Here is a 25,519-nt window from a genome sequence, read left to right as displayed (position 1 = left end):
AGGCGGAGAGTTCCTTCATGTCCGTTCGACCCAAGGCCCATTCGCTGGGCCCAAAACCGCCCTTCTGGCGTGATCGCGCCAAGCGTGCGCTGGCCTTTCAGCTGCTGCTGGTTGCCGCTGTCGTCGTCTTCCTGCTCTACATCATCGGCAATACCCAGGCCAACCTGGCGGCCCGCGGCATCACCACCGGCTTCGGCTTCCTGACCAATACCGCCGGCTTCGGCATCGTCCAGAGCCTGATCGACTATTCGTCCCAGAGTACCTACGGCCGTACCTTCGTGGTGGGCCTGCTCAATACTCTGGTGGTTTCCGCGCTGGGGATCCTGGCGGCCACCATCATCGGTTTCATCGTCGGTATCGCCCGGCTGTCGCCCAACTGGCTGATCGCCCGGCTGGCCAGCGGCTATATCGAAATCTTCCGCAACATCCCGCTGCTGCTGCAGATCTTCTTCTGGTACTTCGCCGTGCTGCGCGCCATGCCCAGCCCGCGCGACAGCTTGACGTTCGGCGAGGTGGCCTTCCTCAACGTGCGCGGCCTGTTTCTGCCCGAGCCGCTGTTCGAGTCGGGGTTCGGCCTGATTCCGCTGGCCTTCGGCGTGGCCATCGTGGCCAGCATCGCCCTGATGATCTGGAACAAGCGCCGCCACGAGGCCACCGGCAAGCGCCTGCCGGCGGGCTGGATCTCGCTGGGCCTGATCGTCGGCCTACCGCTGCTGGTGCTGTTGGTGACCGGCGTGCCGGTGACCTGGGACGTGCCGGAGCTGCGCGGCTTCAATTTCCGCGGTGGTTTCACCGTGATACCCGAGTTCCTGGCGCTGTGGCTGGCGCTCTCCATCTACACGGCCTCGTTCATCGCCGAGATCGTACGCTCCGGCATCCAGGCGATACCCCACGGCCAGACCGAGGCGGCCCAGGCGCTCAGCCTGCCGCAGAACCTGGTACTGCGGCTGGTGGTGGTGCCCCAGGCGCTGCGCGTGATCATCCCGCCGCTGACCAGCCAGTACCTCAACCTGATCAAGAACTCCTCGCTGGCCACGGCCATCGGCTATCCGGACCTGGTCTCGGTATTCGCCGGCACCACCCTCAACCAGACGGGACAGGCGATCGAGGTCATCGCCATGACCATGGCGGTCTACCTCACCATCAGCCTGCTGGTGTCGATGTTCATGAATTGGTTCAACGCCCGCGTGGCGCTGGTGGAACGCTAGGAGAGCGCCATGACGATACGACACGAGATGATAGCGGCGCGCCCGGCTCCCCGGAACACGGTGGGGCCGCTGGCCTGGCTGCGCGCCAACCTGTTCAGCGGGCCGGTGAACAGTTTTTTCACCCTGCTGGGTCTCTATCTGCTCTACCTGCTGCTGACGCCCACCATCCAGTGGGCCTTCATCAACGCCGACTGGATCGGCACCACCCGCGACGACTGCTCCCGCGAGGGGGCCTGCTGGGTATTCGTCAGCGCCCGCTTCACCCAGTTCATCTACGGCCTCTATCCGCGCGGCGAGCTCTGGCGGGTCGACGTGACCTTCCTCACCTTCGCCGCGCTGATCGCCTGGCTGGCGATCCCGCGGCTGCCGTTCAAGCGCTGGGTGGCGCTGGCGACCCTGGTGGTGTTCCCCCTGTTCGCCTACTTCATGCTCTACGGCGGCTTCTTCGGCCTGCGGGTGGTGGAGACCCACCGCTGGGGCGGGCTGATGTTGACCCTGGTGCTGGCCGTGGTGGGCATGGTCGGGGCGCTGCCGATCGGTATCCTGCTGGCGCTGGGGCGCCGCTCGCAGATGCCCATCGTCAAGAGCTTCTGCGTGGTGTTCATCGAGTTCTGGCGCGGCGTGCCGCTGATCACGGTGCTGTTCATGGCCTCGGTGATGCTGCCGCTGTTCATGCCCACCGGCGTCAGCGTCGACCGCCTGATCCGGGCTTTCATCGGCATCACGCTATTCCAGAGCGCCTACATGGCCGAGGTCATCCGCGGCGGGCTGCAGGCGATCCCCCGCGGCCAGGAGGAGGCGGCGGCGGCGCTGGGCATGAGCTACTGGATGCGCATGGGCCTGATCGTGCTGCCCCAGGCGCTGAAGATGATGATCCCCGGTATCGTCAACACCTTCATCTCGCTGTTCAAGGACACCACCCTGGTCATGATCATCGGGCTGTTCGACCTGCTGGGCATCGTGCAGGCGGCGCTGTCGGATTCCCGCTGGCTGGGCTTCTCGCTCGAGGGCTACGTGTTCGCCGCGTTCATGTTCTGGATCTTCTGCTTCAGCATGTCGCGCTACAGCCAATACTTGGAAAGAAAACTGCATACCGGCCACAAGCGGTAAGGAACGAGAACAATGACTGAACAGGCAACCCAGGCCGGCACCGAGACCCTGATGGTCGAGATGCGCGGCGTCAACAAGTGGTACGGTGACTTCCACGTGCTGCGCGACATCAACCTCGAGGTCAAGCGTGGCGAGCGGATCGTCATCTGCGGCCCCTCGGGCTCGGGCAAGTCGACGCTGATCCGCTGCATCAACCATCTCGAGGAGCACCAGGCCGGCGAGATCGTGGTTGGCGGTGTGCCGCTGACCCAGGACGTCAAGCGCATCGAGCAGATCCGCCGCAGCGTCGGCATGGTGTTCCAGCACTTCAACCTCTTCCCGCACCTGACGGTACTGGAGAACTGCTGCCTCTCGCCGATGTGGGTCCAGAAGAAGCCGCGCCGCGAGGCCGAACGCCTCGCCATGCAATACCTGGAGCGGGTCAAGATCGCCGAGCAGGCGCGCAAGTATCCCGGCCAGCTCTCCGGCGGCCAGCAGCAGCGCGTGGCGATCGCCCGCTCGCTGTGCATGCACCCCGACGTGATGCTGTTCGACGAGCCCACCTCGGCGCTCGACCCGGAGATGATCAAGGAGGTGCTCGACGTCATGGTGGAGCTGGCACGCGAGGGCATGACCATGCTCTGCGTGACCCACGAGATGGGCTTCGCCAAGACCGTGGCCGACCGGGTGATCTTCATGGACCAGGGCCAGATCATCGAGGAGAACGCGCCCGAGCCGTTCTTCAACAACCCGCAGTCCGAGCGGACCCAGCTCTTCCTCAGCCAGATCCTCGGCCACTGAGGCCTGGAGCCGTCGATCCCGCCGCGCCCCGCGGGCTCGGCGGCGTCTGGTGCTGGGTCAGGCTCACACGCTGCCCTGGGGCTTGAGGGGCTCGGCGGGGCGCGTCACGCGCGCGTTGCCCAGCACGCTGGGCTCGGTCTCCACCGGGCGTGCCTCACTGGTCCAGGCCGCCTGACGGTCGTGCACCGCCGGGCGGCGCTCGAAAGAGCGGGTCACCACGTCGCCCGGGGCGAAGCCGGTGCGGCTGGTCAGGTGGTGCGGCAGCAGGCAGAGCTCGATCAGCAGGCGCAGGACGATCGCCGCCGCCAGCCAGAGCCCGGCGCCGAATGCCAGGTCGGGCCATGCCTGCTCCCAGCCGATGGCGGCTTGCCAGGGCGTACGGGGCAGCAGCCACAGCGTGGCCGCGCACAGCAGGCCCAGCTGCAGGAACAGGTGAAGGAAGAGCAGCACCCCCCGGGACAGCGGGCGGCGGGGAAACAGGAACTGTCGCATCGGGGTCCTCCCGTTGGCGCATCGCAGTACGATGAAGTGGCCGACCTCCCTGCCGACGCGTCGATGCTACCGCAGATGGCGCCGGGCGTCAGCCGCCGCGTCGTTCCCTCGCTCAGTCGAGCATAGTGATGCTGGCCGGAAGCAGCGCCTCGCGGGCGCGATGCGCCGTCAGCAGGCGGCCTTCCAGCGCGGTCAGCATGATCTGCAGCGGGTCGCCGTGACTCACCAGCAGCACGGTTTCGCCCCGCAGCGCCTGCTCCAGCGAAGCGATCACGCCCTGCATGCGAGCGGCGACGCTGGCTGTGCTCTCGACGCCGTACTCGCGATGTTCGGGATCGCGAGCGTCATGCTCCCAGACTCGCCGGTAGTGGCTGTCGGCCAGCCCCTCGAGGTCGCCGAAGTCGCGCTCGCGCAGGCGCGGCTCGGGCTGCGGCTCGAGGCCGAAGTGAGCGGCCACTCGCCGGGCGGTTTCGGTAGTGCGCAGGAAGTCCGAATGCAGGATGCGGGTGGGTGCCGGCCAGTGCCAGTCGGCGAGCAGCGCTTCCAGCTGTGCCTCGCCCTGCTCGGAAAGGCCATAATCCGCCAGGCCGCGGGCCGGGGTGCTGATGATCAGGCGCCGGGCATTGGCCTGGCTGTGGCCGTGACGCATCAGCAGGTAGCGGTTGTGGCGCCGGCCCGGCGCCGAGTGAAATCGAATTGACATCGTCTTGTCATACTACCTAGATTGGTGGTTAGTTTCGTTTGCGATCATTCGGATGGTTTCGTGTTCGCTTTCGAGCAGATGAGCGGATCCTCTGGGCGTCCTCGCCCCCGCCGTCGCTGAAAACAACATAATGACAGTGATACAGAGAGACACGCCAATGACAACTTCCCACAAGCTCGGTCGTTCCCCCTTCGCCATGCTGGTCCTCTCCTCGCTGCTGCCGCTGGCCCTGCTGGTGTCCGCCCAGGCCCAGGCTCAGTCCGATTGCCAGCGCGGCGCCCTGGATGCGCTCTACTGCGACGAGGACGGTGACCTGGTCGCCGACCGACCCGCCGACGAATCCGAGTGGGTCGATCCCGATACGCTGATATTTGCCTACACCCCGGTGGAGGATCCGGCGATCTACGCCGACATCTGGCAGCCCTTCATCGACCACTTGCAGGAAGTCACCGGGCGCGACGTGCGCTTCTTCGCCGTGCAATCCAACTCGGCCCAGGTCGAGGCGATGCGCAGCGGGCGGCTGCACATCGCCGGCTTCTCCACCGGGCCGACGCCGTTTGCCGTCAACCTGGCGGGGGCGGTGCCCTTCGCCCTGATGGGCTCCGACGACGGCCAGTTCGGCTACACCCTGCAGGTCTACACCCATGTCGACTCGGACATCGAGGAGATGGCGGATCTCAAGGGCAAGCGCGTGGCGCATACCTCGCCGACCTCCAACTCCGGCAACCAGGCGCCGCGAGCGCTGTTCCCCGAGCTCGGCGTGGTGCCCGACGAGGACTACGAGGTGGTCTACTCGGGCAGCCATGACCAGTCGATGCTGGGCGTGGTCGCCCGCGACTACGACGCCGCCCCGGTGGCCTCCGAAGTGGTCGAGCGCATGGCAGCGCGCGGCCTCTACGACGAGGACGAGGTGCGCATGATCTTCGAGTCGGACCGCTTCCCGACCACCTCCTACACCTATGCCCACAACCTGCATCCCGATCTGGTCGACAAGATCGAGGAGGCCTTCTTCTCCTTCGATTTCGCCGGCACGGCGCTGGGCGATGAATTCGAGGGCGTCGAGAAGTTCATCCCCATCAACTACCAGGAGCACTGGAAGGTCATCCGCACCATCCAGGAAGCCAACGGCGTGCGCTACACCCGCGAGGACCTGGAACAGGAGTGAGTCCGGCGCGCCACGCCAGCAGCGCCCGGCGCCCCCGGCACGGTCGGGGGCGCTCCTTTCCCTGTGAGTGAGGTCGATGAATGCTGGAGATTTCGCAACTGGTCAAGCGCTACGGCCGTGACAAGCCGGTGCTGGAGGGGCTCGACCTGACGGTGGAGGGCAGCAGCGTGGTCTCCATCGTCGGTGCCTCCGGGGCCGGCAAGAGTACTCTGCTGCGCTGCATCAATCGCCTGGTGGAACCCAGCTCGGGCTCGATCAGGCTCAACGGCACCGAGCTGGTGACGCTCAAGGGGCGCGAACTGCGCCGGGCCCGGCGCAAGATCGGCATGGTCTTCCAGGGCTTCAACCTGATCGACCGGCTGACGGTGATGGAGAACGTGCTGGCCGGCCGGCTCGGCTACGTCAATCTGTTCCAGGCGATCACCCGGCGCTATCCGCAGAGCGACATCGAGCGCGCCTTCCAGCTGATGGAGCGGGTGGGCATCGCCCACTACGCCAACAAGCGTGCCGACGAGCTCTCCGGCGGTGAACGCCAGCGGGTCGGCGTGGTGCGGGCGCTGATGCAGGAGCCGGAGATCCTGCTCGCCGACGAGCCGACGGCCTCGCTCGATCCGCGCACTTCCGAGCAGATCATGAAACTGCTGCAGAGCCTGGCCAGTGAGCTCTCGCTGCCGGTACTGATCAACATCCACAACGTCGCCCAGGCCAAGGCCTACACCGAGCGCATCGTCGGCCTGCGCCATGGGCGCATGATCTTCGACGGCGTGCCGACCGATTTCGACAAGGCGGCGCTGGACGCCATCTATGGCGGCATCGAGGCGGCCGGTGACGAACTCACTGCGGAACCCGGCCGCTCGACCCAGGGGGTGGCGCATGACTCGACCTGACGGCACAGGCCTGCCGCGCACCTGGCGCAAGCCGCCCTTCATCGCCAATCCCGCTCTGCGCTACGGGCTGTGGCTGGCGGCGACCGTCTACCTGGTGTGGGCCCTGGGGTCGCTGCCGTTCAACTGGGAGCGCATCGGCGAGGGGCTGCCGCGGGCGGCACGTATCTTCGGCGGTGGCTTTCCGCCCAGCTTCGAGCGCAGCGGCCTGCTGATCAGCGGCTTCAAGGAGAGCTTCCAGATCGCCATTCTGGCCACCCTGCTCGGCGTGGCGCTGTCGATCCCGTTCGCCGTGATGGCGGCGAAGAACGTCGCGCCCAGGCCGATCTACCTGTTCGGCCGTGCGGTGATCATCGTGTCGCGCAGCTTCCATCCGGTGATCGTCGCCATCCTGTTCGTCGCCGCGGTGGGCTTCGGTCCGCTGGCCGGCATCCTCACCCTGACGATCTATTCGATCGGCTTCGTCGGCAAGCTGCTGGCCGAGGAGATCGAGGAGATCGACTGGGGCCAGGTCGAGGCGATGAAGGCCGCCGGGGCGGGCTACCTCGCGACCCTGGTCTATGCCGTCTTCCCGCAGATCCTGCCGCGCCAGGTGGGACTCTCGATGTACCAGCTCGACAGCAATCTGCGCGCCTCGGCGGTGGTCGGCATCGTCGGTGCCGGGGGCATCGGGGGGACCCTGATGAACGCCTTCGGCCGCTACGACTATGACTTCGCTTTCGCCATCCTGCTCACGATCATCGCCGTGATCCTGGTCAGCGAGGGCATCAGCGGCTGGGTGAGGAAGCAGATATGGTAGACCATGCCGATGCCCTCGCCGACCGCGTGTGGCGACGCTACGACCGCAAGCAGCGTCTGATTCGCTACGCCGTGCTGTTGGCCACCGTGCTGGTGATCTACTGGGCGGTGCGCGACATCGACATCTTCTGGCCCTGGGTGTGGGACGCCCCGAACCAGATCTCCCGGCTCGGCGCGCGCATGTGGCCGCCCGACCCCTCGCGGCTCGCCGCGATCGTCAATGCGCTGCTCGAGACGGTGCATATCGCCACGCTGGCCACCGCCCTGACCATCTTCATCGCGCTGCCGGTCTCCTACATCGCCGCGCAGAACACCACGCCCAACCGCGCCTGCCTGTGGCTGGGCCGCTTCATCCTGGTCGCCAGTCGCTCGGTGAACACCATCATCTGGGCGCTGCTGTTCGTGGCGATCTTCGGCCCGGGCGTGCTGGCAGGGATACTTGCCATCATGTTCCGCTCGGTGGGCTTCATCGGCAAGCTGATGGGCGAGGCGATCGAGGAGATCGATCGACGGCCGGTCGAGGCGATGGAGGCCACCGGCGCCTCCAAGGCCAAGGTGATCGCCTACGCCATCGTGCCGCAGGTGATGCCGGCCTTCTTCGCCATCGTCATCCTGCGCTGGGACATCAACATCCGCGAGTCGACGGTGCTGGGCCTGGTCGGCGCCGGGGGCATCGGGGTGATCCTGCAGGGCGCCATCGATACCTTCGCCTGGCCCACCGTGGCTACCATCCTGATCGCCATCGTCGTGCTGGTGCTGATCGGCGAGGCAATCACCAGCCTGCTGCGCGGCAAGGTGCTCTAGCCGGTTGACCCTGGAGAGTCTGATTGCCATGTTGAAGCAAGGACGTCCGCAACCGGATGGCGGACTTTTTCCTTCAACCCGACTCAAGGAGAGGCTATGACAACGTATATCGTGGTGGCCGATGCGGCGCGGGCACGCCTGTTCACCCGCGATGCGCTCAAGCTGGAGGAGAGGGAGAGCCTGGTGCACGCCGAGGGTCGCCTGCATGAGGGTGATCTGGTCACCGGCACCACCGGTAGCGTCGATGAGTCGACGTCCCATACGCGGCGTGCCAGCCGCGGCGACAGCGTCGCCCTGGACCACGAGGCGGAGATCTTCGCCAAGCAGATCGCCGAGCGCATCTACAAGGCCCGGGTCGACAACAGCATGGACAAGCTGATCCTGGTCGCCCCGCCGCGTTTTCTCGGCGTGCTGCGCGACAAGCTCGACGGGCCGACCAGCAAGCTGGTCATCCACACCCTGGACAAGGACCTGTCCAAGGCGCCGCTGGGTGACATCCAGGAGGCCGTCAGCGATATGCGTTGATCGCGACTTTCGTCTCAAGCTAGGGCCGCTCTTGCCGATAAAGCGGACACCGGTGCGAAGTTGTCTTCGCTGCCACCGTGTCCACCTCAGCGAGAGCGCCCATGCATCTCAGATCGATCCGCCAGTTCGTGATCCTGCTGGCCGGCCCCTGCCTGCTGGCCGTGGTCGTGGCCCTGGTTCTCTATGGCCTGTTCTCCTCGGCGCGCACCCAGCAGACCGCCGAGACCCATACCCGCGAGCTGCTCGAGGGCGCCATCGACGAGCGCCTGGCGGTGCTGGCCGACGCCGAGGCCGGCCGCATCCAGCGCGAACTCGAGCATGCCCTGACGCTGGCCACCCAACTGGCCGACACCAACGCCCTGATGGGTCAGCAGGACGCCAGCGGGCGGCGCGCCCTCTCGCTTAGCCGGCGCGAACTCTCCAACCTGGTGCGCCAGACCGTGGTCGAGAACCCCTCGCTGCTCGATGCCTTCATCGGCTGGGAGCCCGACGCCTTCGGCCGCGATGCGCTGCATGCCGACCTCGGCGAGAGCGACGGCTACGACGGCAGCGGGCGCTTCATGCCCTGGTGGTATCGCAGCGGCGAAGGAGCGGTCGAGGTGCTGCCGCTGGGCGAGACCATGGAGAGCACGACCTTGCTCGCCAGCGGTGTACGCGAAGGCGAATACTATCTCTGCCCGCGCGAGACCCTGGCGCCCTGCATCATCGATCCGGCACCCTACGAGTACGGCGATGAGACGCTGCTGGTCACCTCGTTCAACGTGCCGGTCCTCGTCGACGGCGAATTCCGCGGCGTGGCGGGGGTCGACCTGGCACTCGACTTCATCCAGGCACTGCTGCTCGAGGCCAACCAGACGCTCTATGGCGGCGCCGGCGAGATGGCGCTGATCGCCGGGCGCGGCGGCCTGGTGGCCCATACCGGCGATGCCGGGCGGCTCGGCGCGGCGGCGAGCGAGACCTTCGACGCCGAGGTGCTCGGCGCCATCGACCGGGCGCGAGAGGAGGGCATCAGTGTCAGCCTGGCGCGGGACGGCATGCTGGAGCGCTACCAGCCGTTCACCATTGGCGCCAGCGACGCGCCCTGGACGCTGCTGATCCGCCTGCCCGAAGAAGCCGTGATGGCCGAACTGGTCGCGCTGCAAGAGGTCATGGGCGAGCAGCGCCGTGCCGACACCCTGGGCATGGCGCTGGTCGGCCTGCTGCTGGCGGCGCTGGGCCTTGCCGCGCTGTGGTGGGTCGGCACCCGGGTCTCGCGGCCGCTGCGCCTGCTGGCCGAGCGCATGCGCGAGATCGCCAGCGGCAACGGCGACCTGACCCAGCGGCTGCCGGTGCGCGGGCGCGACGAGAGCGCCAGGCTCGCCACCCAGTTCAACGCCTTCGTCGACAAGATCCACGACGTGCTGCTCGACGTGCGCGACAGCAGCGAATCGGTGCGCGTGGCGGCCAGCGAGATCGCCAGCGGCGGCGAGGACCTGTCGCGGCGCACCGAGCGGGCCGCCGCCAGCCTGCAGCAGACCTCCGCCTCGATGGAGCAGATCTCGGCCACCGTCGAGCACACCTCGGCCTCCTCGCGGGAGGCCAACGGCCTGTCGAAAACAGCCGCCGAGGTGGCCCAGCGCTCGGGCGAAACGGTCGGCCAGGTGGTGGATACCATGGACGAGATCAGCCGCTCGTCGGAGCAGATCGGCGAGATCGTCAAGGTCATCGACGGCATCGCCTTCCAGACCAACCTGCTGGCGCTCAACGCCTCGGTCGAGGCGGCGCGGGCCGGCGAGCACGGTCGCGGCTTCGCCGTGGTCGCCGGCGAGGTGCGCCAGCTCGCCACCCGCAGCGCCGAGGCCTCGCGCGACATTCGCGCGCTGATCGACGCCTCGACCCAGCGGGTCGCCAACGGCACCGAGCTGGTGAGCCGCGCCGGGGAGCGTATGAGCGAGCTGGTAGCCAGCGTGAACCGGGTGGCCAACATGCTCGGCGAGATCAGCATGGCCGCCGGCGAGCAGAGTGACGGCATCGGCCAGGTCAGCGTGGCGGTGGCCGATCTCGACCGCACGATCCAGCAGAACGCGGCGCTGGTGGAAGAGTCGACCACCGCCGCCGAGCGTCTCAGCGAGCAGGCCGACCGCCTGGCGCAGGTCGTCGGCGGCTTCCGCCTGCGCGAACGCTGACGGGCAGAGGGGCGGGAGGGGTCAGGACACCGGCGGCAGGTCGATCTCGTCGCTGCGCCTGACCCCTTCGGTCATCTGCCGGCACAGGCGCAGGAACTCGCGCATGCCGGTAGCCAGGTACTTGTGGCGGTGCCAGATGAAGGCGAACTGGCGGCTCAGGTCGAGCTCGGGGGTGGGAATCGGCACCAGGCTGCCGCGGCGGAAGGCGTCGCGCAGCGCCAGCCTCGAGACGCAGCCGATGCCGAGCCCCGACTCCACCGCCCGCTTGATCCCCTCGGTGTGCTCCAGCTCCAGCAGGGTATTGAAGCGCCCGCGGCGGTGGCGCGCGGCCTGCTCCAGGGTCATGCGCGTCCCCGAGCCCTGCTCGCGCATGATCCACGCTTCGCGCAGCAGGCGATCCAGCTCCACCGGCCCCTGCCCGGCCAGCGGATGACGCGGTGAGCAGAACACCGACAGCTCGTCCTCCACCCACGGCTGGGTGATCACGTCCTCCTCCTCGCAGTGCCCCTCGATGAGCCCCAGGTCGAGCTCGTGCTGACGCACGCGGTCGACGATCTCGCGGGTGTTGCGCACCGCCAGGCGCACCCGGCTGCCCGGGTGGCGCTGCATGAAGTCGCTGATCAGCAGGGTGGCCAGGTAGTTGCCGATGGTCAGGGTGGCGCCCACGTCGAGGGAGCCGATGCCCTGCTGGCCGTGCAGAATCTCCTCGATCTCCTCGGCGCGGTCGAGCAGCGCCACCGCCTTGGGCAGCAGCTGGAAGCCCAGCGCGTTGAGCCGTAGTCGCTTGCCGACGCGGTCGAGCAGCTGGCAGTCGAACTGGCGCTCGAGCTCGGCCAGGGCGGTACTGGTAGCCGACTGCGACAAGGAGAGGGCGCGCGCCGCACGCGAGACGCTCTCGTGCTGGGCGACGGCGACGAAGACCTCGAGCTGGCGCAGGGTGAAATGCATGAAGCGGCTCGTCGTTGATCTATATCAGTAGTCTGGATAAAGGTTATCCATACAATCCAATTAACAGATAAACCTTGCGCTCTTATAATGCAAGCAAATCGTTTTGCCCTTTGATTTATTCGATATTGGAATAGGAAGGAGCCGGCATGAGCAAGTTTGCGTTGGAAGAGGTGCTTAGCGTCCATCACTGGAACGACACCCTGTTCAGCTTCCGCACCACCCGCGAGCGCAGCCTGCGCTTCAAGAACGGTCAGTTCGTGATGATCGGCCTGGAGGTGAACGGCAAGCCGCTGATGCGGGCCTACTCCATCGCCAGTCCCAACTACGAGGACCATCTCGAGTTCTTCAGCATCAAGGTGCCCGACGGCCCGCTGACCTCGCGCCTGCAGCACCTCAAGGTGGGCGATTCGATCATGGTCAGCCGCAAGCCCACCGGCACCCTGGTCACCGACGACCTGCTGCCGGGGCGCAACCTCTATTTCCTCTCCACCGGTACCGGCCTGGCCCCGTTCATGAGCCTGATCCAGGACCCCGAGGTGTACGAGCGCTTCGAGAAGGTGATCCTGGTGCACGGTGTGCGCAGCGTCAGCGAGCTGGCCTATGCCGACTTCATCCAGAAGGAGCTGCCGGCCCACGAGTACCTGGGCGACGAGATCAAGGAGAAGCTGGTCTACTACCCCACCGTGACCCGCGAAGAGTTCCACACCATGGGCCGCCTCACCGATCATATCCGCAGCGGCAAGCTGTTCGAGGACACCGGCGTAGCACCGATGGACCCCAAGCAGGACCGCGCCATGATCTGCGGCAGCCCGGCGATGCTCGACGAGACCAGCGCGCTGCTCGACGACCTGGGCTTCAACATCTCGCCGCGCATGGGCGAACCCGGCGATTACGTCATCGAGCGCGCCTTCGTCGAGAAGTAAGCCTTGAGTTGCAAGATTGAAGAAAAGACCCCGGGCAGGCCCCCGGGGTTTTTTGTATAAGCTGTCTGGCTTCGAGCTTCGAGCTTCGAGCTTCGAGCTTCGAGCTTCGAGCTTCGAGCTTCGAGCTTCGAGCTTCGAGCTTCGAGCTTAGACTGCATCCTTGCCGGTTTCGCCGGTGCGGATGCGGAGGTGCGGCTTCCCGATCACCTGCTCCAGTGGGGTGATGAAGATCTTGCCGTCGCCGATCTTGCTGAATGTGTAGGCGCGACCTGGGTCTATACGGCATCCTTGCCGGTTTCGCCGGTGCGGATGCGGATCACCTGCTCCAGCGGGGTGATGAAGATCTTGCCGTCGCCGATCTTGCCGGTATTGGCGACCTGGGTGATGGCGTCGATCACCTGCTCGACGAGGTCGTCGTCGATGGCGATCTCGACCTTCACCTTGGGCAGGAAGTCGACCACGTACTCGGCGCCGCGGTAGAGCTCGGTATGGCCCTTCTGGCGGCCGAAGCCCTTCACTTCGGTGACGGTGATGCCCTGGACGCCGATCTCCGAAAGCGACTCGCGAACGTCGTCGAGCTTGAACGGCTTGATGATGGCAGTCACCAGTTTCATGGTCTGTTTCCTCATGGTCGGGCAGGGTCCGCAGCTCGGACCCGGATGATACGGGAGCGGTTGGCCTCAAGCATACACCGCCCTCGGCAGGAAGAAAAAAGGCTCCCCGCGGGGAGCCCTTTGACAAGCCTGTCGTGCCTACTCGACGTGGGGCTGGCCGAGCGGTGCGCCGACGCCGTAGCCGCCGGATTGCGGGCGTCCGCTGCTGCCGCCGTAGACCCGGGCGACGCTGAACTCGGGATAGGCCTCCATGCCGCATTCGGCCAGGTCGACCCCCTCGTACTCCTCCTCTTCGCTGACGCGAACGCCCATGAGCGCCTTGATGGCCAGCCATACCACCAGGCTGGCGACGAAGACCCAGGTGAAGATGGCGATCGCGCCGACGATCTGGGCGCCGAAGGAGGTGTCGGCGTCGGACAGCGGTACCGCCAGCAGGCCCCAGATGCCCACCACGCCATGCACCGAGATGGCGCCGACCGGGTCGTCGATCCTGAGCTTGTCGAGGGTGACGATGGCGGCCACCACGATCATCCCGCCCACGGCGCCGATCAGCGTGGCGCCCAGCGCCGAGGGGGTCAGCGGACCCGCGGTGATCGCCACCAGCCCGGCCAGGGCGCCGTTCAGCGCCATGGTCAGGTCGGCCTTGCGGAACCACAGCTTGGCCAGGACCAGCGCGGCGATCACACCGCCGGCGGCGGCGGCGTTGGTGTTGACCAGCACCTGGGCCACGTTGTTGGCCGAGGCGACGTCGGAGAGCTTGAGCTCGGAGCCGCCGTTGAAGCCGAACCAGCCCATCCACAGGATGAAGGTGCCGACGGTGGCCAGCGGCAGGTTGGCGCCGGGGATGGCGTGGATGCTGCCGTCCTTGCCGTACTTGCCCTTGCGCGGGCCGAGGATCAGCACGCCGGCCAGCGCCGCGGCCGCTCCGGCGAGGTGCACGATACCGGAGCCGGCATAGTCGGAGAAGCCCAGCTCGGAGAGCCAGCCACCGCCCCAGGTCCAGTAGCCCGAGACCGGATAGATGACGCCGGTCATGACCACCGCGAAGGCGAGGAAGGCCCACAGCTTCATGCGCTCGGCCACGGCGCCGGAGACGATCGACATGGCGGTGGCGACGAACACCACCTGGAAGAAGAAGTCGGCGCGCATGGAGTAGTAGGGGGCGTCGTCGCCGCCGGCGGTGACCGCGTCCACGCCGTTCTCGGCGCCGATCAGCACGCCCAGGTTGGGCAGGATGCCGCCGGCGTCGCTCGAGTACATGATGGCGTAGCCCACCAGCAGGTACATGGTGCAGGCGATGGCGAACAGGGCGATGTTCTTGGTCAGGATCTCGGCGGTGTTCTTGGCCCGTACCAGGCCCGCCTCGAGCATCGAGAAGCCGGCGGCCATCCACATCACCAGCACGCCGCATATCAGGAAATAGAAGGTGTCGAGCGCGTAGCTCAACTCGGCAAGTTCATTCATGGGGGTCTCCATCGCTCTTGTCTGCTCTTCTCTTGAGGGGAGCCGTTACACGGCCTCGGCGCCACGCTCGCCGGTGCGGATGCGAATGACATCCTCCAGCGGGGTCACGAAGACCTTGCCGTCGCCGATCTTGCCGCTGTTGGCCGCGCCGCAGATGGCGTCGAGCACGCCCTCGACGCGGGAGTCGTCCACGGCGACCTCGACCTTCACCTTGGGCAGGAAATCGACCACGTACTCGGCGCCGCGGTAGAGTTCGGTGTGGCCCTTCTGGCGCCCGAAGCCCTTCACTTCGGTCACGGTGATGCCCTGGACGCCGTTGTCGGCCAGCGCCTCGCGGACGTCGTCGAGCTTGAATGGCTTGATGATGGCGGTGATGAGCTTCATCGCGTCTCTCCCTGCTGGTAAAAGGGACGGCGGGGTCGCCGGCCGGCTGTACGCCATCCATGCGCGGATCGTGCCAAACCTCTCTTATTTTCGCGGAAACATAACGTTGCGGGCGGTTTTCGGCGTGTCTTGCGCCGCAATGGCGCAGCGGGTGCCGGGGATGTGCACCAAGGTGGTGCTGGCGTGTGGTGCGGCTGCGCCATGAGGGGGCGGGAGAAGGGCATGCGCCACGGCGGGGCCTTGCGTATGCTGTAGGGCAACATTCAGGCCAACAGGAGAAGCGCACCATGGCGAGTCAGGACCCCATCAGCCGGCTAGCGCAGCAGTTGGGCGAGCGCCTGCAGGGCGCGGCCCAGGCGCCGGAAGAGTTCCAGAAGGGCATTCAGCAGGTCGTACGCGGTGCCTTCGACCGCCTCGAGCTGGTGTCGCGGGAGGATTTCGACATCCTCATGGACGTGATGCAGCGCACGCGAATCCGCGTCGAGGCCCTCGAGCAGCAGGTAGCGGCACTGGAGAAGGCGCTGGCGGCCCGCGAGACGCCGGTGACCCAGGCGACCCTCGCGCCGGCCGGGCAGGGCGCCGCAGATGCCTCTCCCCCGCAGGATGCACCGAGCAACGCGGAGGACGACCAGGCCGAGCGCTGAGCCAGCGTGGAGAGCCCGTTGCGGCAGAGTGCTAGTATCTAGCCCTTACGCACATGGACTGCGAGGGACTGCGCGATGCTGGCGATCGTTGCCACACGGGCCGGCCTGGGGCTGGAAGCGCCCGAGGTGCAGGTCGAGGTACATCTGGCCAACGGCCTGCCGGGGATGACCCTGGTCGGCCTGCCCGAGGCCGCCGTCAAGGAGAGCCGCGAGCGGGTGCGTAGCGCCCTTACCAACGCCGGCTTCGATTTCCCCAATACGCGCAGGATCGTGCTCAACCTGGCGCCCGCCGACCTGCCCAAGGTCGGCGGGCGCTTCGATCTGCCCATTGCACTGGGCATCCTGGTGGCCTCCGGCCAGCTGCCCGGCGAGGCACTCGAAGGCATCGAGAGCGTCGGCGAGCTGGCGCTGGACGGCCGTCTGCGCCCCATCAACGGCGTGCTGCCCCTGGCGCTCGCCGCGCGCAAGGCCGGGCGCAAGCTGATCGTGCCCCGGGAGAATGCCGACGAGGCGGCGCTGGCCGGCGACCTTCAGGTGCTGCCGGCCGAGCACCTGCTCGAGGTGATGGCCCACCTGCTGGGGCAGGAGCCCATCGCCGCGCACCGTCTCGAAGCGCCACCCCTCGCCGACACCCGCGAGGGCGATCTGGCCGAGGTGCGCGGCCAGCACCAGGCCCGCCGCGCGCTGGAAATCGCCGCGGCCGGCTCGCACAACCTGCTCTTCGCGGGGCCACCCGGCACCGGCAAGACCATGCTGGCGAGCCGCCTGCCCGGTATCCTGCCCGAACTCACCGAGGAGGAGGCGCTGGAAGTCGCCGCCATCCGCTCGGTGTGCGGCCTGCCCCTGGCCGAGCAGTGGGGGCGCCGCCCCTTCCGCGCGCCGCACCACACCGCCAGCGCCGTGGCGCTGGTCGGCGGCGGCTCCTGGCCGCGGCCGGGCGAGATCTCGCTGGCCCACCACGGCGTGCTGTTTCTCGACGAGCTGCCCGAGTTCAGCCGTCACGTGCTCGAGGTGATGCGCGAGCCGATGGAGTCGGGCCGCATCCATATCGCTCGCGCCAACCACGAGCGCCGCTTCCCTGCCCGTTTCCAGCTGGTGGCCGCGATGAACCCGTGCCCCTGCGGTCACCTGGGCGACCCGCGCCAGGCCTGCCAGTGCACCGCGGCGCAGATCCAGCGCTACCAGTCGCGGCTCTCCGGGCCGCTGCTCGACCGCATCGACCTGCAGATCGAAGTGCCGGCGCTGCCGCCGGAGCAGCTCACCTCACGCGAGGTAGGCGAGAGCTCGGCGGAGGTGCGCGCCCGGGTCGTGGCCGCCCGCGAGCGGCAGTACGCCCGCGGCGCGCTCAACGCCCACCTGGGCGGGCGCGAACTGGAAGCGGCCTGCGCCCTGTCGACGGCCGACCGTGCCTGGCTGGCGGGGGTGCTCGAACGCCTGCGTTTGTCGGCGCGCGCCTACCACCGGGTGCTGCGCGTGGCGCTGACGCTGGCCGATCTGGCCGCCAAGCCGCATCCGGAGCGCGGCGAGCTGATGGAGGCGATCGGCTACCGGCAGCTAGACCGCCAGCTCCGCCAGGCATAGGGGCTGCTACAACGCCGTGGCGTCGAAGGCACCCTCGATCTCGGTCTCCCACAGTGCACTCTCCGCGTCGGGGCGATAGAGCGACAGGATGAGGCGGTAGGGCAACAGGTCGCGGTCGGAGAGGGTCAGGCGGGGGGCGGTGGCTTCCAGGCGGCTCTCCATGCGCCACTGGTGGTCGCCGCCCTCGCCGCTCATGGCGGGCCGCCAGTCGAGCACCTGGGGGCCGTCGCTCGCCGCCAGCAGGGCGCGGGTGAGGCTCTCCAGGAAGCGCTCGCTGCCGATCTCGAGACTGGCATCCACCTCGGGTGTCACCAGTAGCAACACCTGCTCCTGGGTGGGCTGCAGGGCGTCCACGTCCATCACCCGAGCGACGGCGCGGTCGCTCAGGTTCTGCAGGGCACGGCGAATGGGGTCGGGCTCGGGGGGCGGGGCGGCGCATCCGGTGAACAGGGCGAGCAGCAGGAGCAGGGCGATCGGTCTCAGCATCGGGAGAGGCGCTCCTGGGCGGTCGGCGTCAGGCCTTGTTCCAGCTCGGCGACGAAGGCATCGAGGATGGCGAACAGGCTGGCCCGAATGGGCTCGGCCTCGTTGACCAGGTGATGACGTGCTTCCGGGTGGCGGTGGATACGGGCATGGGGGAACTTGCGCTCGAGCACCGCCAGGTTCCACTCCCAGTCCACCGTGACGTCCTGCTCCCCCTGCAGGATCAGGGTGGGCACCTCGCTGGGGGGCAGGGCGAGCAGTTGGGGCATCCAGCGGCGCATGGCGCTGACCCAGTTCAGCGAGAGGTGCTCCGGCTGCAGCGGGTCGTGCTCACGCAGGAAGGCTGCGAACTCGGCGTCGGTGGAGTTGGCCGCGAAGCGCCGCGGCACGCTCTGCACGAAGGGGCCCACCAGGGTGTGCAGCCAGCCCGCCTGGGGCCAGCCGAAGGGGCGCACCAGGGGGGCGAGCAGGGCCAGGCCCGACCAGTGCCCTTCGCCAGGTCGGCTCAAGGCGTCGGTGGCGAGAATGGCGGCGCCGGTGCTCTGACCGATGCCGAGCCACGGGCGGGGGGCCAGGCCCCCGGCATCCAGCTGCTCCTGCAGCGCATGGAGGCATTCGCCATAGTGGGCGAAATCGTCGATGCAGGCGCGTTTGCCGCTGGACAGGCCATGCCCCGGCAGATCCCACAGCACCACCCGCCAGTGGCGTTCCAGCAGCCGTTCCAGCAGGTGGCGATAGAGGCCGAGGTGGTCGTAGTAACCGTGCACGACGAAGACCGTGCCGATCGGCGCTGTCGGGCTCCACACCTGGGTCCAGAGCTGGTAGCGCTGGGCATCCACGTAGCCGACGTAGAGCCCGACCCGCTCGGTGAGCAGCGGCGCCAGGCCATAGTGGGCCAGGTAGCCGGCCAGCGAAGGTTCTCCATCGGCCCGGAAGGGGGCAATCGGCCCCAGCGCCTGCAGCGGGGTGAAGTCGGTCATGGCGTTCTCCAGCGAATCAAGACATTGTCCCCTCGAATCCTTTCGTCTACCGCGGCATAAAGCGTGCAGTAAGTTTACCTACCGACCATGCTGTGGGTGAGCTATCACTGTGATAAGCCACATTTTTCTGACCATTTGGTCAAAATGCCGGTTCTTAACCCTATGTCTAGTAGGGTAGCCCCTCCTTCGGGTTTACATGTGGAACAGTTTTCCACAGAATTGGCGCCTTCGCAGTGGTATCACCCCACGAATTGCGGCTGGCCGAGCGCATGACATCGGCCGCCACGCAGGAGGAGACTTTTCCATGTCCGAACGCGTCACACGCCATCGTCTCCAGGTGGCCGCTGAACTGGACCGTTTCATCAACGACCGGGCTCTCCCCGGCACCGGTCTCGATGCCGAGAGCTTCTGGGCCGGGGTCGATGCCATCTTTCATGATCTGACACCGAAAAACCGGGAATTGCTCGCCGAGCGTGAGCGCCTGCAGGAGCAGCTGGATACCTGGCACCGCGAGAACCCCGGTCCCGTGCGCGACATGAGCGTCTATCGCGCCTTCCTCGAGGAGGTCGGCTACTTGGCGGAGGCGCCCTCCCAGGTCACGGTCTCCACCGCCAACGTCGATCGCGAGGTTGCCCTCCAGGCCGGCCCGCAGCTGGTGGTCCCGGTGAGCAACGCCCGCTATGCGCTCAATGCCGCCAATGCCCGCTGGGGCAGCCTCTACGACGCGCTCTACGGCACCGATGCCATCTCCGAGGAGGACGGCGCCGAGAAGGGCGCGAGCTACAACCCCAAGCGCGGCGAGAAGGTCATCGCCTACGCTCGCGGCGTGCTCGACCTGGCCGCCCCGCTGGCCACCGGCAGCCATCGTGACGCGGTCAAGTATGCGCTGCGCGACGGGCATCTGGTGGCAACCCTCGAGGGTGGCCGCGAGACCGGCCTGAAGGAGCCGGGCAAGCTGATCGGCTATCAGGGCGACGCCGCCAGCCCCGAGGCGATCCTGCTGGCCAACCACGACCTGCACCTGGAGATCCAGATCGACCCCAGCCACCCGATCGGCAAGACCGATCCCGCCGGCGTCAAGGATCTGCTGGTCGAGGCCGCGTTGACCGCGATCATGGACTGCGAGGACTCGGTGGCCGCGGTCGACGCCGAGGACAAGGTCGGTGTCTATGCCAACTGGCTGGGGCTGATGAAGGGTGACCTGGCGGAAGCCATCGAGAAGGGCGGCAAGACCTTCACCCGCCGCCTCAACGCCGACCGCGACTACACCACGCCGGACGGCGGCAGCCTGACGCTGCCGGGCCGCTCGCTGATGTTCGTGCGCAACGTCGGCCACCTGATGACCACCCCGGCGGTGCTCGACGCCGACGGCAACGAGCTGCCTGAAGGCATCCTCGACGGCATCGTGACGAGCCTGTTGGCCATGCACGACCTGAAGAAGGGTGAAGGTGAGGCGCGCAACTCGCGCCAGGGCTCGGTCTACATCGTCAAGCCGAAGATGCACGGTCCCAAGGAGGTCGCCTTCGCCAATGAGCTGTTCGGCCGCATCGAGGACCTGCTGGGCCTGGCCCGCGACACCCTCAAGATGGGCATCATGGACGAGGAGCGCCGCACCTCGGTCAACCTCAAGGCGTGTATCGCCGAGGCCGCTTCGCGAGTGGTGTTCATCAACACCGGCTTCCTCGACCGCACCGGCGACGAGATGCACACCGCCATGGAGGCGGGCCCGATGATCCGCAAGGGCGACATGAAGAATGCCGCCTGGATCGGCGCCTACGAGCGCAACAACGTCCAGGTCGGCCTGGCCTGCGGCCTGCGCGGCCGCGCCCAGATCGGCAAGGGCATGTGGGCCATGCCCGACCTGATGGCCGCCATGCTCGAGCAGAAGGTCGGCCATCCCAAGGCCGGGGCCAACACCGCCTGGGTGCCGTCGCCCACCGCCGCGACCCTGCACGCGCTGCACTACCACCAGATCGATGTTGCCGCCATCCAGCGCGAGCTGGAGGCCCAGGGCGAGCCGGACTTCCTGGACGACCTGCTCACCGTGCCGGTGGCCGAGAAGGCCGAGTGGTCCGACGCCGAGCGGCAGCAGGAGCTCGACAACAACTGTCAGGGCATCCTCGGCTACGTGGTGCGCTGGGTCGAGCACGGCGTGGGCTGCTCCAAGGTGCCCGACATCCACGACGTGGGGCTGATGGAGGACCGTGCCACGCTGCGGATCTCCAGCCAGCACATCGCCAACTGGCTGCACCACGGCGTGGTCGACGCCGAGCGCGTGCAGAAGACCCTGGAGCGCATGGCCAAGGTGGTCGACGAGCAGAACGCCGGCGACCCGGCCTATACGCCGATGTCGGCCGACTACGCCGGCTCCAGCGCCTTCCAGGCCGCCAGCGACCTGATCTTCAAGGGTCGCGTGCAGCCTTCCGGCTACACCGAGCCGCTGCTGCACCACTGGCGCGCCGTGCACAAGGCCAAGTGATCGCGGCCGACGCCGGCCCTGAAACAGCGCCCCCGTCGGGAGACCGGCGGGGGCGCTGTGCATTGCGGCAAGGCGGCGTCCCGCGCATCGCTACTTGGCTGCGGCGGCGCCGTCTCCCCAAGGGTCGAAATGCCCGGCATTCTCCCGCGTGATCAGCTGTGTGGCGAGCCGGATCGCCTGGCGCTCCTGGCGCCCGCTCGCGGCCAGCTGACCCAGGCTTTCGCGAATGGCCGTTTCCGCCATGCGGCGCGGGGATTGCGCGGCGGTGGCGACCAGCAGCGCCGGGGACTCCTGCAGCGCTGCGATGCCTTCGGGTGAACCATCCACCCCCACGATGAACAGGCCCGACTGCCCGGCCAGGCGAGCGGCGCTGGCCGCCCCGATGGCCGATGGGTCGTTGATGGCAAACACCGCATCCAGCTCGGGGTAGACGCTGATCAGGTAGGTCATGGCCTCGAGGCCGCCGCTGTAGGTGCCACCGCCGTTGTGGTCGTCGCTGAGCAGTTCGATCCCGGGGTGCCGGTTCAGCACCGCGCGACAACCGCTCACGCGATCCGTCACCGACGACACCGGCGCGCCGTTGATGATCGCCACTCGCCCGGCGTGCCCCAGACGCTCGGCCATGTAAGCGCAGGCCACCTCCCCGGCCTGAACGTTGTCGGTGGTGACGGTGACATCCGCCCCCTGTGCATCGATGTCGACCGCCGCCACCACGATGCCGGCCTGCTGGGCCCGGCGCACGGCCGGCCCGATGGCCTCGCTGTTGGCGGCGGCCAGCACGATGATGTCCATGCCCGCTTGCGTGAAGGCGTCGAGCTGGTGGACCTGGCGTTCGAGGTCGTAGGCGCTCGACCTGACCTCCAGCGCCACGTCGCCGGGGTGCAGCGCCCGCGCCGAGTCGCCGATGGCCTCTGCCAGGGTGGCGAAGAAGGGATTGCCCAGATCCGCCACGCTGACCCCGATCCTGAGCGGCTCGGCGTGAAGAGGAGCGGCATACAGCGCCACCAGAAGGATGAACAGCTTGCGCACACGGGCTCCCTTCGATTGGGGTGAAGCGTATTGGGGGATCACCCACCCGCGCCATCAGTTCGCGCAGGTTGAACGGCTTCATCAGGAAGTCGTCGGCCGCGACCTCCAGGCCCAGGATGCGATCGGTTTCATCCCCCTTGCCGGTCAGCATCATGATCGGCACCGGGCTGGTCGCGCGAACCTCGCGAGCCACCTGCAGGCCGTTCTCGCCGGCCAATTTCAGGTCGAGCACGACCAGGTCGGCCGGGTCGCGGGCGAGCAGTTCATGCAGGGCCTGGCCGCTGCGCAGGGCGCTGACCCGGTAGCCCTCCTCCTGAAGGACATCCTGCAGCACATCCAGCATGTCGACTTCGTCGTCCACCACGGCAATGTGGTAGCGGGCCTGGTTCGTCACGGGGCTGGGTATTGTCATTGTCTCTCCCGCCAGGGCGCACGCGCCCCCAACCTGTCGAGGGTATCCTTGCCCCGGCATGTTAATGGAAGATTTCACCGTTAGCGGTATGCTCGACCATTGAACGATTCGGTTCATGCTGTCGTCGTGCGGGGGCGTACGGTTTCCCGTGGAGGACGACTGTGCGGAAGGGTTGGCTTGCGTTATCTTGAGCCTCGCTTCCATCGCCTACTGCCAGGAGAGTCTCATGCCCGTGATGACCGCCGCCGCCATCGAGGACTTTCTCGACGAGGTGTTTCCCCAGCGCGCCGGCACCATCGAGGCGGTCGATCACATGCGGGCGACCATGAGCCTGGCCATCGAGGACGAGCACCTGCGGCCGGGCTCCAGCGTGTCCGGGCCGACCATGATGGGGCTCGCCGACGTCTGCCTCTACGTGGCGATCCTGGCCCAGATCGGCCCCGAGCCGATGGCCGTGACCACCGACCTCAACTGCCATTTCCTGCGCCGCGCCCGCGGCGACCGCGACCTGATCGCCAACGCCCGCGTGATCAAGCTGGGGCGCCGCCTGGCGGTGGGTGAGGTGCAGCTGTTCTCCGCCGGCGACGAGCGCCCCGTGGCCCACGTCACCGCGACCTACGCCATCCCGGATTCGGACTGAGCCTCGGGCAGGCCGCGCAGCGCACAGACGGCCAGCGCCAGCCAGCCGGCGATCAGCAGCACGCCGCCGAACGGCGTCACCATGCCCAGGCCGCCGAGGCCGCTGAGTGCCAGCGCGTAGAGGGAGCCGGAGAACAGCAGGATCCCCGCTGTCCAAAGACCCAGCACGAGGTACTGGCCGCGGGTGGGACGCGCGGCGCGCCAGCCCAGCACGCCGAGTAGCGCCAGGGTGTGCCACATCTGGTAGCGCACCCCGGTCTCGAAGGCCGCCGCCAACCGTTCGGGCAGCTGGCCCTGCAGGGCGTGGGCGGCGAAGGCGCCGGCCATCACCGTCATGCCACCCGAGAGCGCCGCCAGGCACCACCAACCGCGGTCATGCATCGTGTCTCCTCCTGCGGACAAGGCATTGCCGCCTACCGTACCGCGGGGAGCGCTAAGGGGCTACAATATCGGCCCGCGACACTCGTCAACGTGGAGAGCACGCCATGCAGATTCAGCTCAACGGTGAGGCCCGAGACCTAGCCCCCGGTCTCACGCTGGCGCAGTTGATCGACAGCCTTGGTCTGAGCGGGCGGCGTATCGCCGTCGAGCGCAACGAGGAGATCGTGCCCAAGAGCGAGCACGACACCACCTCCCTGACCGACGGCGACCGCATCGAGATCGTCCACGCCATCGGCGGTGGCTGACGCCCACGTCGTCCGCCCGCTTGCCGATCCAGACTTCGCTACAGACACAGGCCCAAACGATGACAGACTTCTTCCAGGACCAGCCGCTGCGGATTGCCGGCCACGCCTTCGCCTCGCGCCTGCTGGTCGGCACCGGCAAGTACCAGGACTTCGACGAGACCGCCGAGGCCATCGCCGCCTCAGGCGCCGAGGTCGTCACCTTCGCCGTGCGCCGCACCAATCTCGGCCAGGAAGCCGGTCCCAACCTGCTCGACGTGGTACCGCCGGAGCGCTTCACCCTGTTGCCCAATACCGCCGGCTGCTATACCGCCAAGGACGCCGTGCGCACCTGCAAGCTGGCGCGCGAGCTGCTCGACGGCCACAAGCTGGTCAAGCTCGAGGTGCTGGGCGACGACTCGACCCTCTATCCCAACGTGGTCGAAACCCTCAAGGCGGCGGAGGAGCTGCTCAAGGACGGCTTCGACGTGATGGTCTACACCAGCGACGACCCCATCGTGGCCAAGGAGCTCGAGCGCCTGGGCTGCTGCGCGATCATGCCGCTGGGCTCGCTGATCGGCTCCGGTCACGGCATCCAGAACCCGCACAACATCCGCCTGATCATCGACCAGGCGCAGGTGCCAGTGCTGGTGGATGCCGGGATCGGCACCGCCTCCGACGCCGCCATGGCCATGGAGCTGGGCTGCGACGGCGTGCTGATGAACTCGGCCATCGCCCACGCCCGCCAGCCCGTGCTGATGGCCAGCGCCATGAAGAAGGCCGTCGAGGCCGGGCGCGAGGCCTTCCTCGCCGGACGCATGCCGCGTCGCCAGACCGCCGAGCCTTCCTCGCCCTTTGCCGGCCGCATCAACGGCTGAACCCACCGGAGCCGCAACGAATCCATGAGTGACCCGCAACGCGATACCGCCACCACCGGCCCGGAAGGGCCGGACGCCCCGCTGCATCGTCGCGGCATCAAGAGCTACGTGCTGCGTGCCGGGCGCATGACCCAGGCCCAGACCCGCGGCCTGGAAGAGGTCTGGCCGCGGCTGGGCCTGACCCTGGCCGACGGTCGGCAGGACCTCGACGCCCTGTTCGGGCGCCGGGCACCGCGGGTGGTGGAGGTCGGCTTCGGCATGGGCGCCTCGCTGGTTGAGCAGGCCGAGACCCACCCCGACACCGACTTCATCGGCATCGAGGTGCACGCCCCGGGGGTGGGCAAGCTGCTCGACGAGGCCGACAAGCGCGGCCTGACCAACCTTCGCGTCTATCGCGAGGACGCCCTGGCCGTGCTCGAACAGTGCCTGCCGGAAGCCAGCCTCGACACCCTGCAGCTGTTCTTCCCCGACCCCTGGCCAAAGAAGAAGCACCACAAGCGGCGCATCGTGCAGCCCGCTTTCGTCGAGCTGATTCGTACCCGCTTGAAGCTGGGCGGCAAGCTGCACATGGCCACCGACTGGCAGGCCTACGCCGAGTGGATGGCCGAGGTGATGGCGGCCGCGCCGGGCTACGTCAACTCTGCGACGCCCGAGACGGCACCTTATGTGCCGCGTCCGGCGTTTCGCCCGCTGACCAAGTTCGAGGCACGCGGCGAGCGTCTCGGTCACGGGGTGTGGGACCTGATCTTCGAACGTAGCGAATAG

At 67.7% G+C, this 25,519-nt stretch carries 27 protein-coding genes and 2 pseudogenes; 17 read left to right on the top strand and 12 right to left on the bottom strand.

Annotated elements, in window-relative coordinates:
- Positions 1 to 17: 17 nt before the first annotated feature.
- The 3 genes from I4484_RS20130 to I4484_RS20120 are packed head-to-tail and all read left to right on the top strand — an operon-like array spanning position 18 to position 3,098.
- Entirely contained in the window at positions 18 to 1,208 is a 1,191-nt protein-coding gene (locus tag I4484_RS20130) for an amino acid ABC transporter permease (protein WP_197448923.1), read from the top strand.
- A gap of 9 nt (positions 1,209 to 1,217) precedes the next feature.
- Entirely contained in the window at positions 1,218 to 2,318 is a 1,101-nt protein-coding gene (locus tag I4484_RS20125) for an amino acid ABC transporter permease (protein WP_197448922.1), read from the top strand.
- Between the two features lie 51 nt (positions 2,319 to 2,369).
- On the top strand, positions 2,370 to 3,098 hold the full coding sequence (locus I4484_RS20120) for an amino acid ABC transporter ATP-binding protein (protein ID WP_197451133.1): 729 nt from the start codon (positions 2,370 to 2,372) through the stop codon (positions 3,096 to 3,098).
- Positions 3,099 to 3,161: 63 nt separating this feature from the next.
- Here I4484_RS20120 and I4484_RS20115 read toward each other — a convergent pair whose 3' ends face one another.
- Both I4484_RS20115 and I4484_RS20110 read right to left on the bottom strand, forming a co-directional pair.
- Positions 3,162 to 3,590 carry a hypothetical protein gene (locus I4484_RS20115; protein ID WP_197448921.1) on the bottom strand — a complete coding sequence of 143 codons (429 nt, stop codon included), beginning with the start codon at positions 3,588 to 3,590 and terminating at the stop codon, positions 3,162 to 3,164.
- A gap of 112 nt (positions 3,591 to 3,702) precedes the next feature.
- Positions 3,703 to 4,293, bottom strand: coding sequence for a histidine phosphatase family protein (locus I4484_RS20110; protein WP_197448920.1), 591 nt, complete (start codon positions 4,291 to 4,293; stop codon positions 3,703 to 3,705).
- Between the two features lie 157 nt (positions 4,294 to 4,450).
- Between I4484_RS20110 and phnD the strand changes: the two genes are divergently transcribed.
- From phnD to I4484_RS20080, 6 genes are all read left to right on the top strand, one after another.
- Positions 4,451 to 5,458 carry a phosphate/phosphite/phosphonate ABC transporter substrate-binding protein gene (gene phnD, locus I4484_RS20105; protein ID WP_197448919.1) on the top strand — a complete coding sequence of 336 codons (1,008 nt, stop codon included), beginning with the start codon at positions 4,451 to 4,453 and terminating at the stop codon, positions 5,456 to 5,458.
- 80 nt (positions 5,459 to 5,538) lie between these two features.
- Positions 5,539 to 6,345, top strand: coding sequence for a phosphonate ABC transporter ATP-binding protein (phnC, locus tag I4484_RS20100; RefSeq protein WP_197448918.1), 807 nt, complete (start codon positions 5,539 to 5,541; stop codon positions 6,343 to 6,345).
- Positions 6,332 to 7,141, top strand: coding sequence for a phosphonate ABC transporter, permease protein PhnE (phnE, locus tag I4484_RS20095; protein ID WP_197448917.1), 810 nt, complete (start codon positions 6,332 to 6,334; stop codon positions 7,139 to 7,141). The genes phnC and phnE (I4484_RS20095) overlap by 14 nt, the downstream gene beginning before the upstream one ends.
- Positions 7,135 to 7,944: a phosphonate ABC transporter, permease protein PhnE gene (gene phnE, locus I4484_RS20090; protein ID WP_197448916.1), complete on the top strand. Its 810-nt coding sequence runs from the start codon at positions 7,135 to 7,137 to the stop codon at positions 7,942 to 7,944. The genes phnE (I4484_RS20095) and phnE (I4484_RS20090) overlap by 7 nt, the downstream gene beginning before the upstream one ends.
- A 96-nt stretch (positions 7,945 to 8,040) precedes the next feature.
- On the top strand, positions 8,041 to 8,469 hold the full coding sequence (locus tag I4484_RS20085; protein WP_197448915.1) for a host attachment protein: 429 nt from the start codon (positions 8,041 to 8,043) through the stop codon (positions 8,467 to 8,469).
- Between the two features lie 101 nt (positions 8,470 to 8,570).
- Complete coding sequence (locus I4484_RS20080; RefSeq protein WP_197448914.1) at positions 8,571 to 10,634, top strand: methyl-accepting chemotaxis protein; 2,064 nt, start codon at positions 8,571 to 8,573, stop codon at positions 10,632 to 10,634.
- A 21-nt stretch (positions 10,635 to 10,655) separates the two neighbouring features.
- On the opposite strand, the gene I4484_RS20075 is transcribed toward I4484_RS20080, so the two are convergent.
- Entirely contained in the window at positions 10,656 to 11,582 is a 927-nt protein-coding gene (locus I4484_RS20075) for a LysR family transcriptional regulator (RefSeq protein ID WP_197448913.1), read from the bottom strand.
- Positions 11,583 to 11,728: 146 nt separating this feature from the next.
- Here I4484_RS20075 and I4484_RS20070 point away from each other — a divergent pair, with 146 nt between their 5' ends.
- Complete coding sequence (locus tag I4484_RS20070) at positions 11,729 to 12,505, top strand: ferredoxin--NADP reductase (RefSeq protein ID WP_197448912.1); 777 nt, start codon at positions 11,729 to 11,731, stop codon at positions 12,503 to 12,505.
- Positions 12,506 to 12,652: 147 nt separating this feature from the next.
- Here the strand turns inward: I4484_RS20070 and I4484_RS21010 are convergent.
- The 4 genes and pseudogenes from I4484_RS21010 to I4484_RS20055 all read right to left on the bottom strand — a co-directional run.
- Positions 12,653 to 12,754: pseudogene (locus tag I4484_RS21010) on the bottom strand (P-II family nitrogen regulator); the annotation flags it as partial.
- Between the two features lie 26 nt (positions 12,755 to 12,780).
- Positions 12,781 to 13,119, bottom strand: coding sequence for a P-II family nitrogen regulator (gene glnK / locus I4484_RS20065; protein ID WP_086509163.1), 339 nt, complete (start codon positions 13,117 to 13,119; stop codon positions 12,781 to 12,783).
- Between the two features lie 138 nt (positions 13,120 to 13,257).
- Entirely contained in the window at positions 13,258 to 14,583 is a 1,326-nt protein-coding gene (locus I4484_RS20060) for an ammonium transporter (protein WP_197448911.1), read from the bottom strand.
- 45 nt (positions 14,584 to 14,628) lie between these two features.
- Positions 14,629 to 14,967 carry a P-II family nitrogen regulator gene (locus I4484_RS20055; RefSeq protein WP_197448910.1) on the bottom strand — a complete coding sequence of 113 codons (339 nt, stop codon included), beginning with the start codon at positions 14,965 to 14,967 and terminating at the stop codon, positions 14,629 to 14,631.
- A 287-nt stretch (positions 14,968 to 15,254) separates the two neighbouring features.
- Here I4484_RS20055 and I4484_RS20050 point away from each other — a divergent pair, with 287 nt between their 5' ends.
- The gene (locus I4484_RS20050; RefSeq protein ID WP_197448909.1) at positions 15,255 to 15,611 is read left to right on the top strand and encodes an accessory factor UbiK family protein; all 357 of its coding nucleotides are present in this window, start codon (positions 15,255 to 15,257) and stop codon (positions 15,609 to 15,611) included.
- A 75-nt stretch (positions 15,612 to 15,686) separates the two neighbouring features.
- Positions 15,687 to 17,192 (top strand): YifB family Mg chelatase-like AAA ATPase, encoded by a 1,506-nt coding sequence (locus tag I4484_RS20045; protein WP_197448908.1) that lies wholly within the window; start codon positions 15,687 to 15,689, stop codon positions 17,190 to 17,192.
- Positions 17,193 to 17,198: 6 nt separating this feature from the next.
- Here I4484_RS20045 and I4484_RS20040 read toward each other — a convergent pair whose 3' ends face one another.
- Together I4484_RS20040 and I4484_RS20035 are read right to left on the bottom strand one after the other, a co-directional pair.
- Positions 17,199 to 17,678, bottom strand: a complete 480-nt coding sequence (locus I4484_RS20040; RefSeq protein WP_197448907.1) for a hypothetical protein — start codon at positions 17,676 to 17,678, stop codon at positions 17,199 to 17,201.
- Complete coding sequence (locus I4484_RS20035) at positions 17,672 to 18,655, bottom strand: alpha/beta hydrolase (RefSeq protein WP_197448906.1); 984 nt, start codon at positions 18,653 to 18,655, stop codon at positions 17,672 to 17,674. Before I4484_RS20035 ends, I4484_RS20040 begins: the two co-directional genes overlap by 7 nt.
- Positions 18,656 to 18,959: 304 nt before the next feature.
- Between I4484_RS20035 and I4484_RS20030 the strand changes: the two genes are divergently transcribed.
- Positions 18,960 to 21,134, top strand: coding sequence for a malate synthase G (locus I4484_RS20030; protein WP_197448905.1), 2,175 nt, complete (start codon positions 18,960 to 18,962; stop codon positions 21,132 to 21,134).
- Between the two features lie 90 nt (positions 21,135 to 21,224).
- Here I4484_RS20030 and I4484_RS20025 read toward each other — a convergent pair whose 3' ends face one another.
- Positions 21,225 to 22,163, bottom strand: a complete 939-nt coding sequence (locus I4484_RS20025; protein WP_197448904.1) for a substrate-binding domain-containing protein — start codon at positions 22,161 to 22,163, stop codon at positions 21,225 to 21,227.
- Positions 22,164 to 22,266: 103 nt separating this feature from the next.
- Positions 22,267 to 22,506: pseudogene (locus I4484_RS20020) on the bottom strand (response regulator); the annotation flags it as partial.
- A gap of 295 nt (positions 22,507 to 22,801) precedes the next feature.
- Here I4484_RS20020 and I4484_RS20015 point away from each other — a divergent pair.
- Positions 22,802 to 23,215 carry a PaaI family thioesterase gene (locus I4484_RS20015; protein WP_111414879.1) on the top strand — a complete coding sequence of 138 codons (414 nt, stop codon included), beginning with the start codon at positions 22,802 to 22,804 and terminating at the stop codon, positions 23,213 to 23,215.
- On the opposite strand, the gene I4484_RS20010 is transcribed toward I4484_RS20015, so the two are convergent.
- On the bottom strand, positions 23,191 to 23,595 hold the full coding sequence (locus I4484_RS20010; protein WP_197448903.1) for a DUF423 domain-containing protein: 405 nt from the start codon (positions 23,593 to 23,595) through the stop codon (positions 23,191 to 23,193). The two genes, I4484_RS20015 and I4484_RS20010, sit on opposite strands and share 25 nt — an antisense overlap.
- Before the next feature lie 104 nt (positions 23,596 to 23,699).
- Here I4484_RS20010 and thiS point away from each other — a divergent pair, with 104 nt between their 5' ends.
- The 3 genes from thiS to trmB are packed head-to-tail and all read left to right on the top strand — an operon-like array spanning position 23,700 to position 25,519.
- Positions 23,700 to 23,900, top strand: coding sequence for a sulfur carrier protein ThiS (thiS, locus tag I4484_RS20005; RefSeq protein WP_197448902.1), 201 nt, complete (start codon positions 23,700 to 23,702; stop codon positions 23,898 to 23,900).
- A gap of 59 nt (positions 23,901 to 23,959) precedes the next feature.
- A complete protein-coding gene (locus I4484_RS20000; RefSeq protein WP_197448901.1) occupies positions 23,960 to 24,754 on the top strand; it encodes a thiazole synthase in 795 nt (264 codons plus the stop codon).
- Between the two features lie 24 nt (positions 24,755 to 24,778).
- The gene (gene trmB / locus I4484_RS20940) at positions 24,779 to 25,519 is read left to right on the top strand and encodes a tRNA (guanosine(46)-N7)-methyltransferase TrmB (protein WP_234283685.1); all 741 of its coding nucleotides are present in this window, start codon (positions 24,779 to 24,781) and stop codon (positions 25,517 to 25,519) included.

This window comes from Halomonas sp. SS10-MC5, assembly GCF_015992245.1.
Classification (GTDB): Bacteria; Pseudomonadota; Gammaproteobacteria; order Pseudomonadales; family Halomonadaceae; genus Halomonas; species Halomonas sulfidoxydans.
The sequence above is the reverse complement of the archived record's forward strand: the minus strand, read 5'-3'. Positions and strand labels throughout refer to the sequence as shown.

What these genes read in the sequence shown, in the direction of transcription:
- I4484_RS20130 (WP_197448923.1), top strand. Translation starts at nt 18, where the DNA reads ATGTCCGTTCGACCCAAGGCCCATTCGCTGGGCCCAAAACCGCCCTTC.
- I4484_RS20125 (WP_197448922.1), top strand. Translation starts at nt 1,218, where the DNA reads ATGACGATACGACACGAGATGATAGCGGCGCGCCCGGCTCCCCGGAAC.
- I4484_RS20120 (WP_197451133.1), top strand. Translation starts at nt 2,370, where the DNA reads ATGGTCGAGATGCGCGGCGTCAACAAGTGGTACGGTGACTTCCACGTG.
- I4484_RS20115 (WP_197448921.1), bottom strand. Translation starts at nt 3,590, where the DNA reads ATGCGACAGTTCCTGTTTCCCCGCCGCCCGCTGTCCCGGGGGGTGCTG.
- I4484_RS20110 (WP_197448920.1), bottom strand. Translation starts at nt 4,293, where the DNA reads ATGTCAATTCGATTTCACTCGGCGCCGGGCCGGCGCCACAACCGCTAC.
- phnD (WP_197448919.1), top strand. Translation starts at nt 4,451, where the DNA reads ATGACAACTTCCCACAAGCTCGGTCGTTCCCCCTTCGCCATGCTGGTC.
- phnC (WP_197448918.1), top strand. Translation starts at nt 5,539, where the DNA reads ATGCTGGAGATTTCGCAACTGGTCAAGCGCTACGGCCGTGACAAGCCG.
- phnE (WP_197448917.1), top strand. Translation starts at nt 6,332, where the DNA reads ATGACTCGACCTGACGGCACAGGCCTGCCGCGCACCTGGCGCAAGCCG.
- phnE (WP_197448916.1), top strand. Translation starts at nt 7,135, where the DNA reads ATGGTAGACCATGCCGATGCCCTCGCCGACCGCGTGTGGCGACGCTAC.
- I4484_RS20085 (WP_197448915.1), top strand. Translation starts at nt 8,041, where the DNA reads ATGACAACGTATATCGTGGTGGCCGATGCGGCGCGGGCACGCCTGTTC.
- I4484_RS20080 (WP_197448914.1), top strand. Translation starts at nt 8,571, where the DNA reads ATGCATCTCAGATCGATCCGCCAGTTCGTGATCCTGCTGGCCGGCCCC.
- I4484_RS20075 (WP_197448913.1), bottom strand. Translation starts at nt 11,582, where the DNA reads ATGCATTTCACCCTGCGCCAGCTCGAGGTCTTCGTCGCCGTCGCCCAG.
- I4484_RS20070 (WP_197448912.1), top strand. Translation starts at nt 11,729, where the DNA reads ATGAGCAAGTTTGCGTTGGAAGAGGTGCTTAGCGTCCATCACTGGAAC.
- glnK (WP_086509163.1), bottom strand. Translation starts at nt 13,119, where the DNA reads ATGAAACTGGTGACTGCCATCATCAAGCCGTTCAAGCTCGACGACGTT.
- I4484_RS20060 (WP_197448911.1), bottom strand. Translation starts at nt 14,583, where the DNA reads ATGAATGAACTTGCCGAGTTGAGCTACGCGCTCGACACCTTCTATTTC.
- I4484_RS20055 (WP_197448910.1), bottom strand. Translation starts at nt 14,967, where the DNA reads ATGAAGCTCATCACCGCCATCATCAAGCCATTCAAGCTCGACGACGTC.
- I4484_RS20050 (WP_197448909.1), top strand. Translation starts at nt 15,255, where the DNA reads ATGGCGAGTCAGGACCCCATCAGCCGGCTAGCGCAGCAGTTGGGCGAG.
- I4484_RS20045 (WP_197448908.1), top strand. Translation starts at nt 15,687, where the DNA reads ATGCTGGCGATCGTTGCCACACGGGCCGGCCTGGGGCTGGAAGCGCCC.
- I4484_RS20040 (WP_197448907.1), bottom strand. Translation starts at nt 17,678, where the DNA reads ATGCTGAGACCGATCGCCCTGCTCCTGCTGCTCGCCCTGTTCACCGGA.
- I4484_RS20035 (WP_197448906.1), bottom strand. Translation starts at nt 18,655, where the DNA reads ATGACCGACTTCACCCCGCTGCAGGCGCTGGGGCCGATTGCCCCCTTC.
- I4484_RS20030 (WP_197448905.1), top strand. Translation starts at nt 18,960, where the DNA reads ATGTCCGAACGCGTCACACGCCATCGTCTCCAGGTGGCCGCTGAACTG.
- I4484_RS20015 (WP_111414879.1), top strand. Translation starts at nt 22,802, where the DNA reads ATGCCCGTGATGACCGCCGCCGCCATCGAGGACTTTCTCGACGAGGTG.
- I4484_RS20010 (WP_197448903.1), bottom strand. Translation starts at nt 23,595, where the DNA reads ATGCATGACCGCGGTTGGTGGTGCCTGGCGGCGCTCTCGGGTGGCATG.
- thiS (WP_197448902.1), top strand. Translation starts at nt 23,700, where the DNA reads ATGCAGATTCAGCTCAACGGTGAGGCCCGAGACCTAGCCCCCGGTCTC.
- I4484_RS20000 (WP_197448901.1), top strand. Translation starts at nt 23,960, where the DNA reads ATGACAGACTTCTTCCAGGACCAGCCGCTGCGGATTGCCGGCCACGCC.
- trmB (WP_234283685.1), top strand. Translation starts at nt 24,779, where the DNA reads ATGAGTGACCCGCAACGCGATACCGCCACCACCGGCCCGGAAGGGCCG.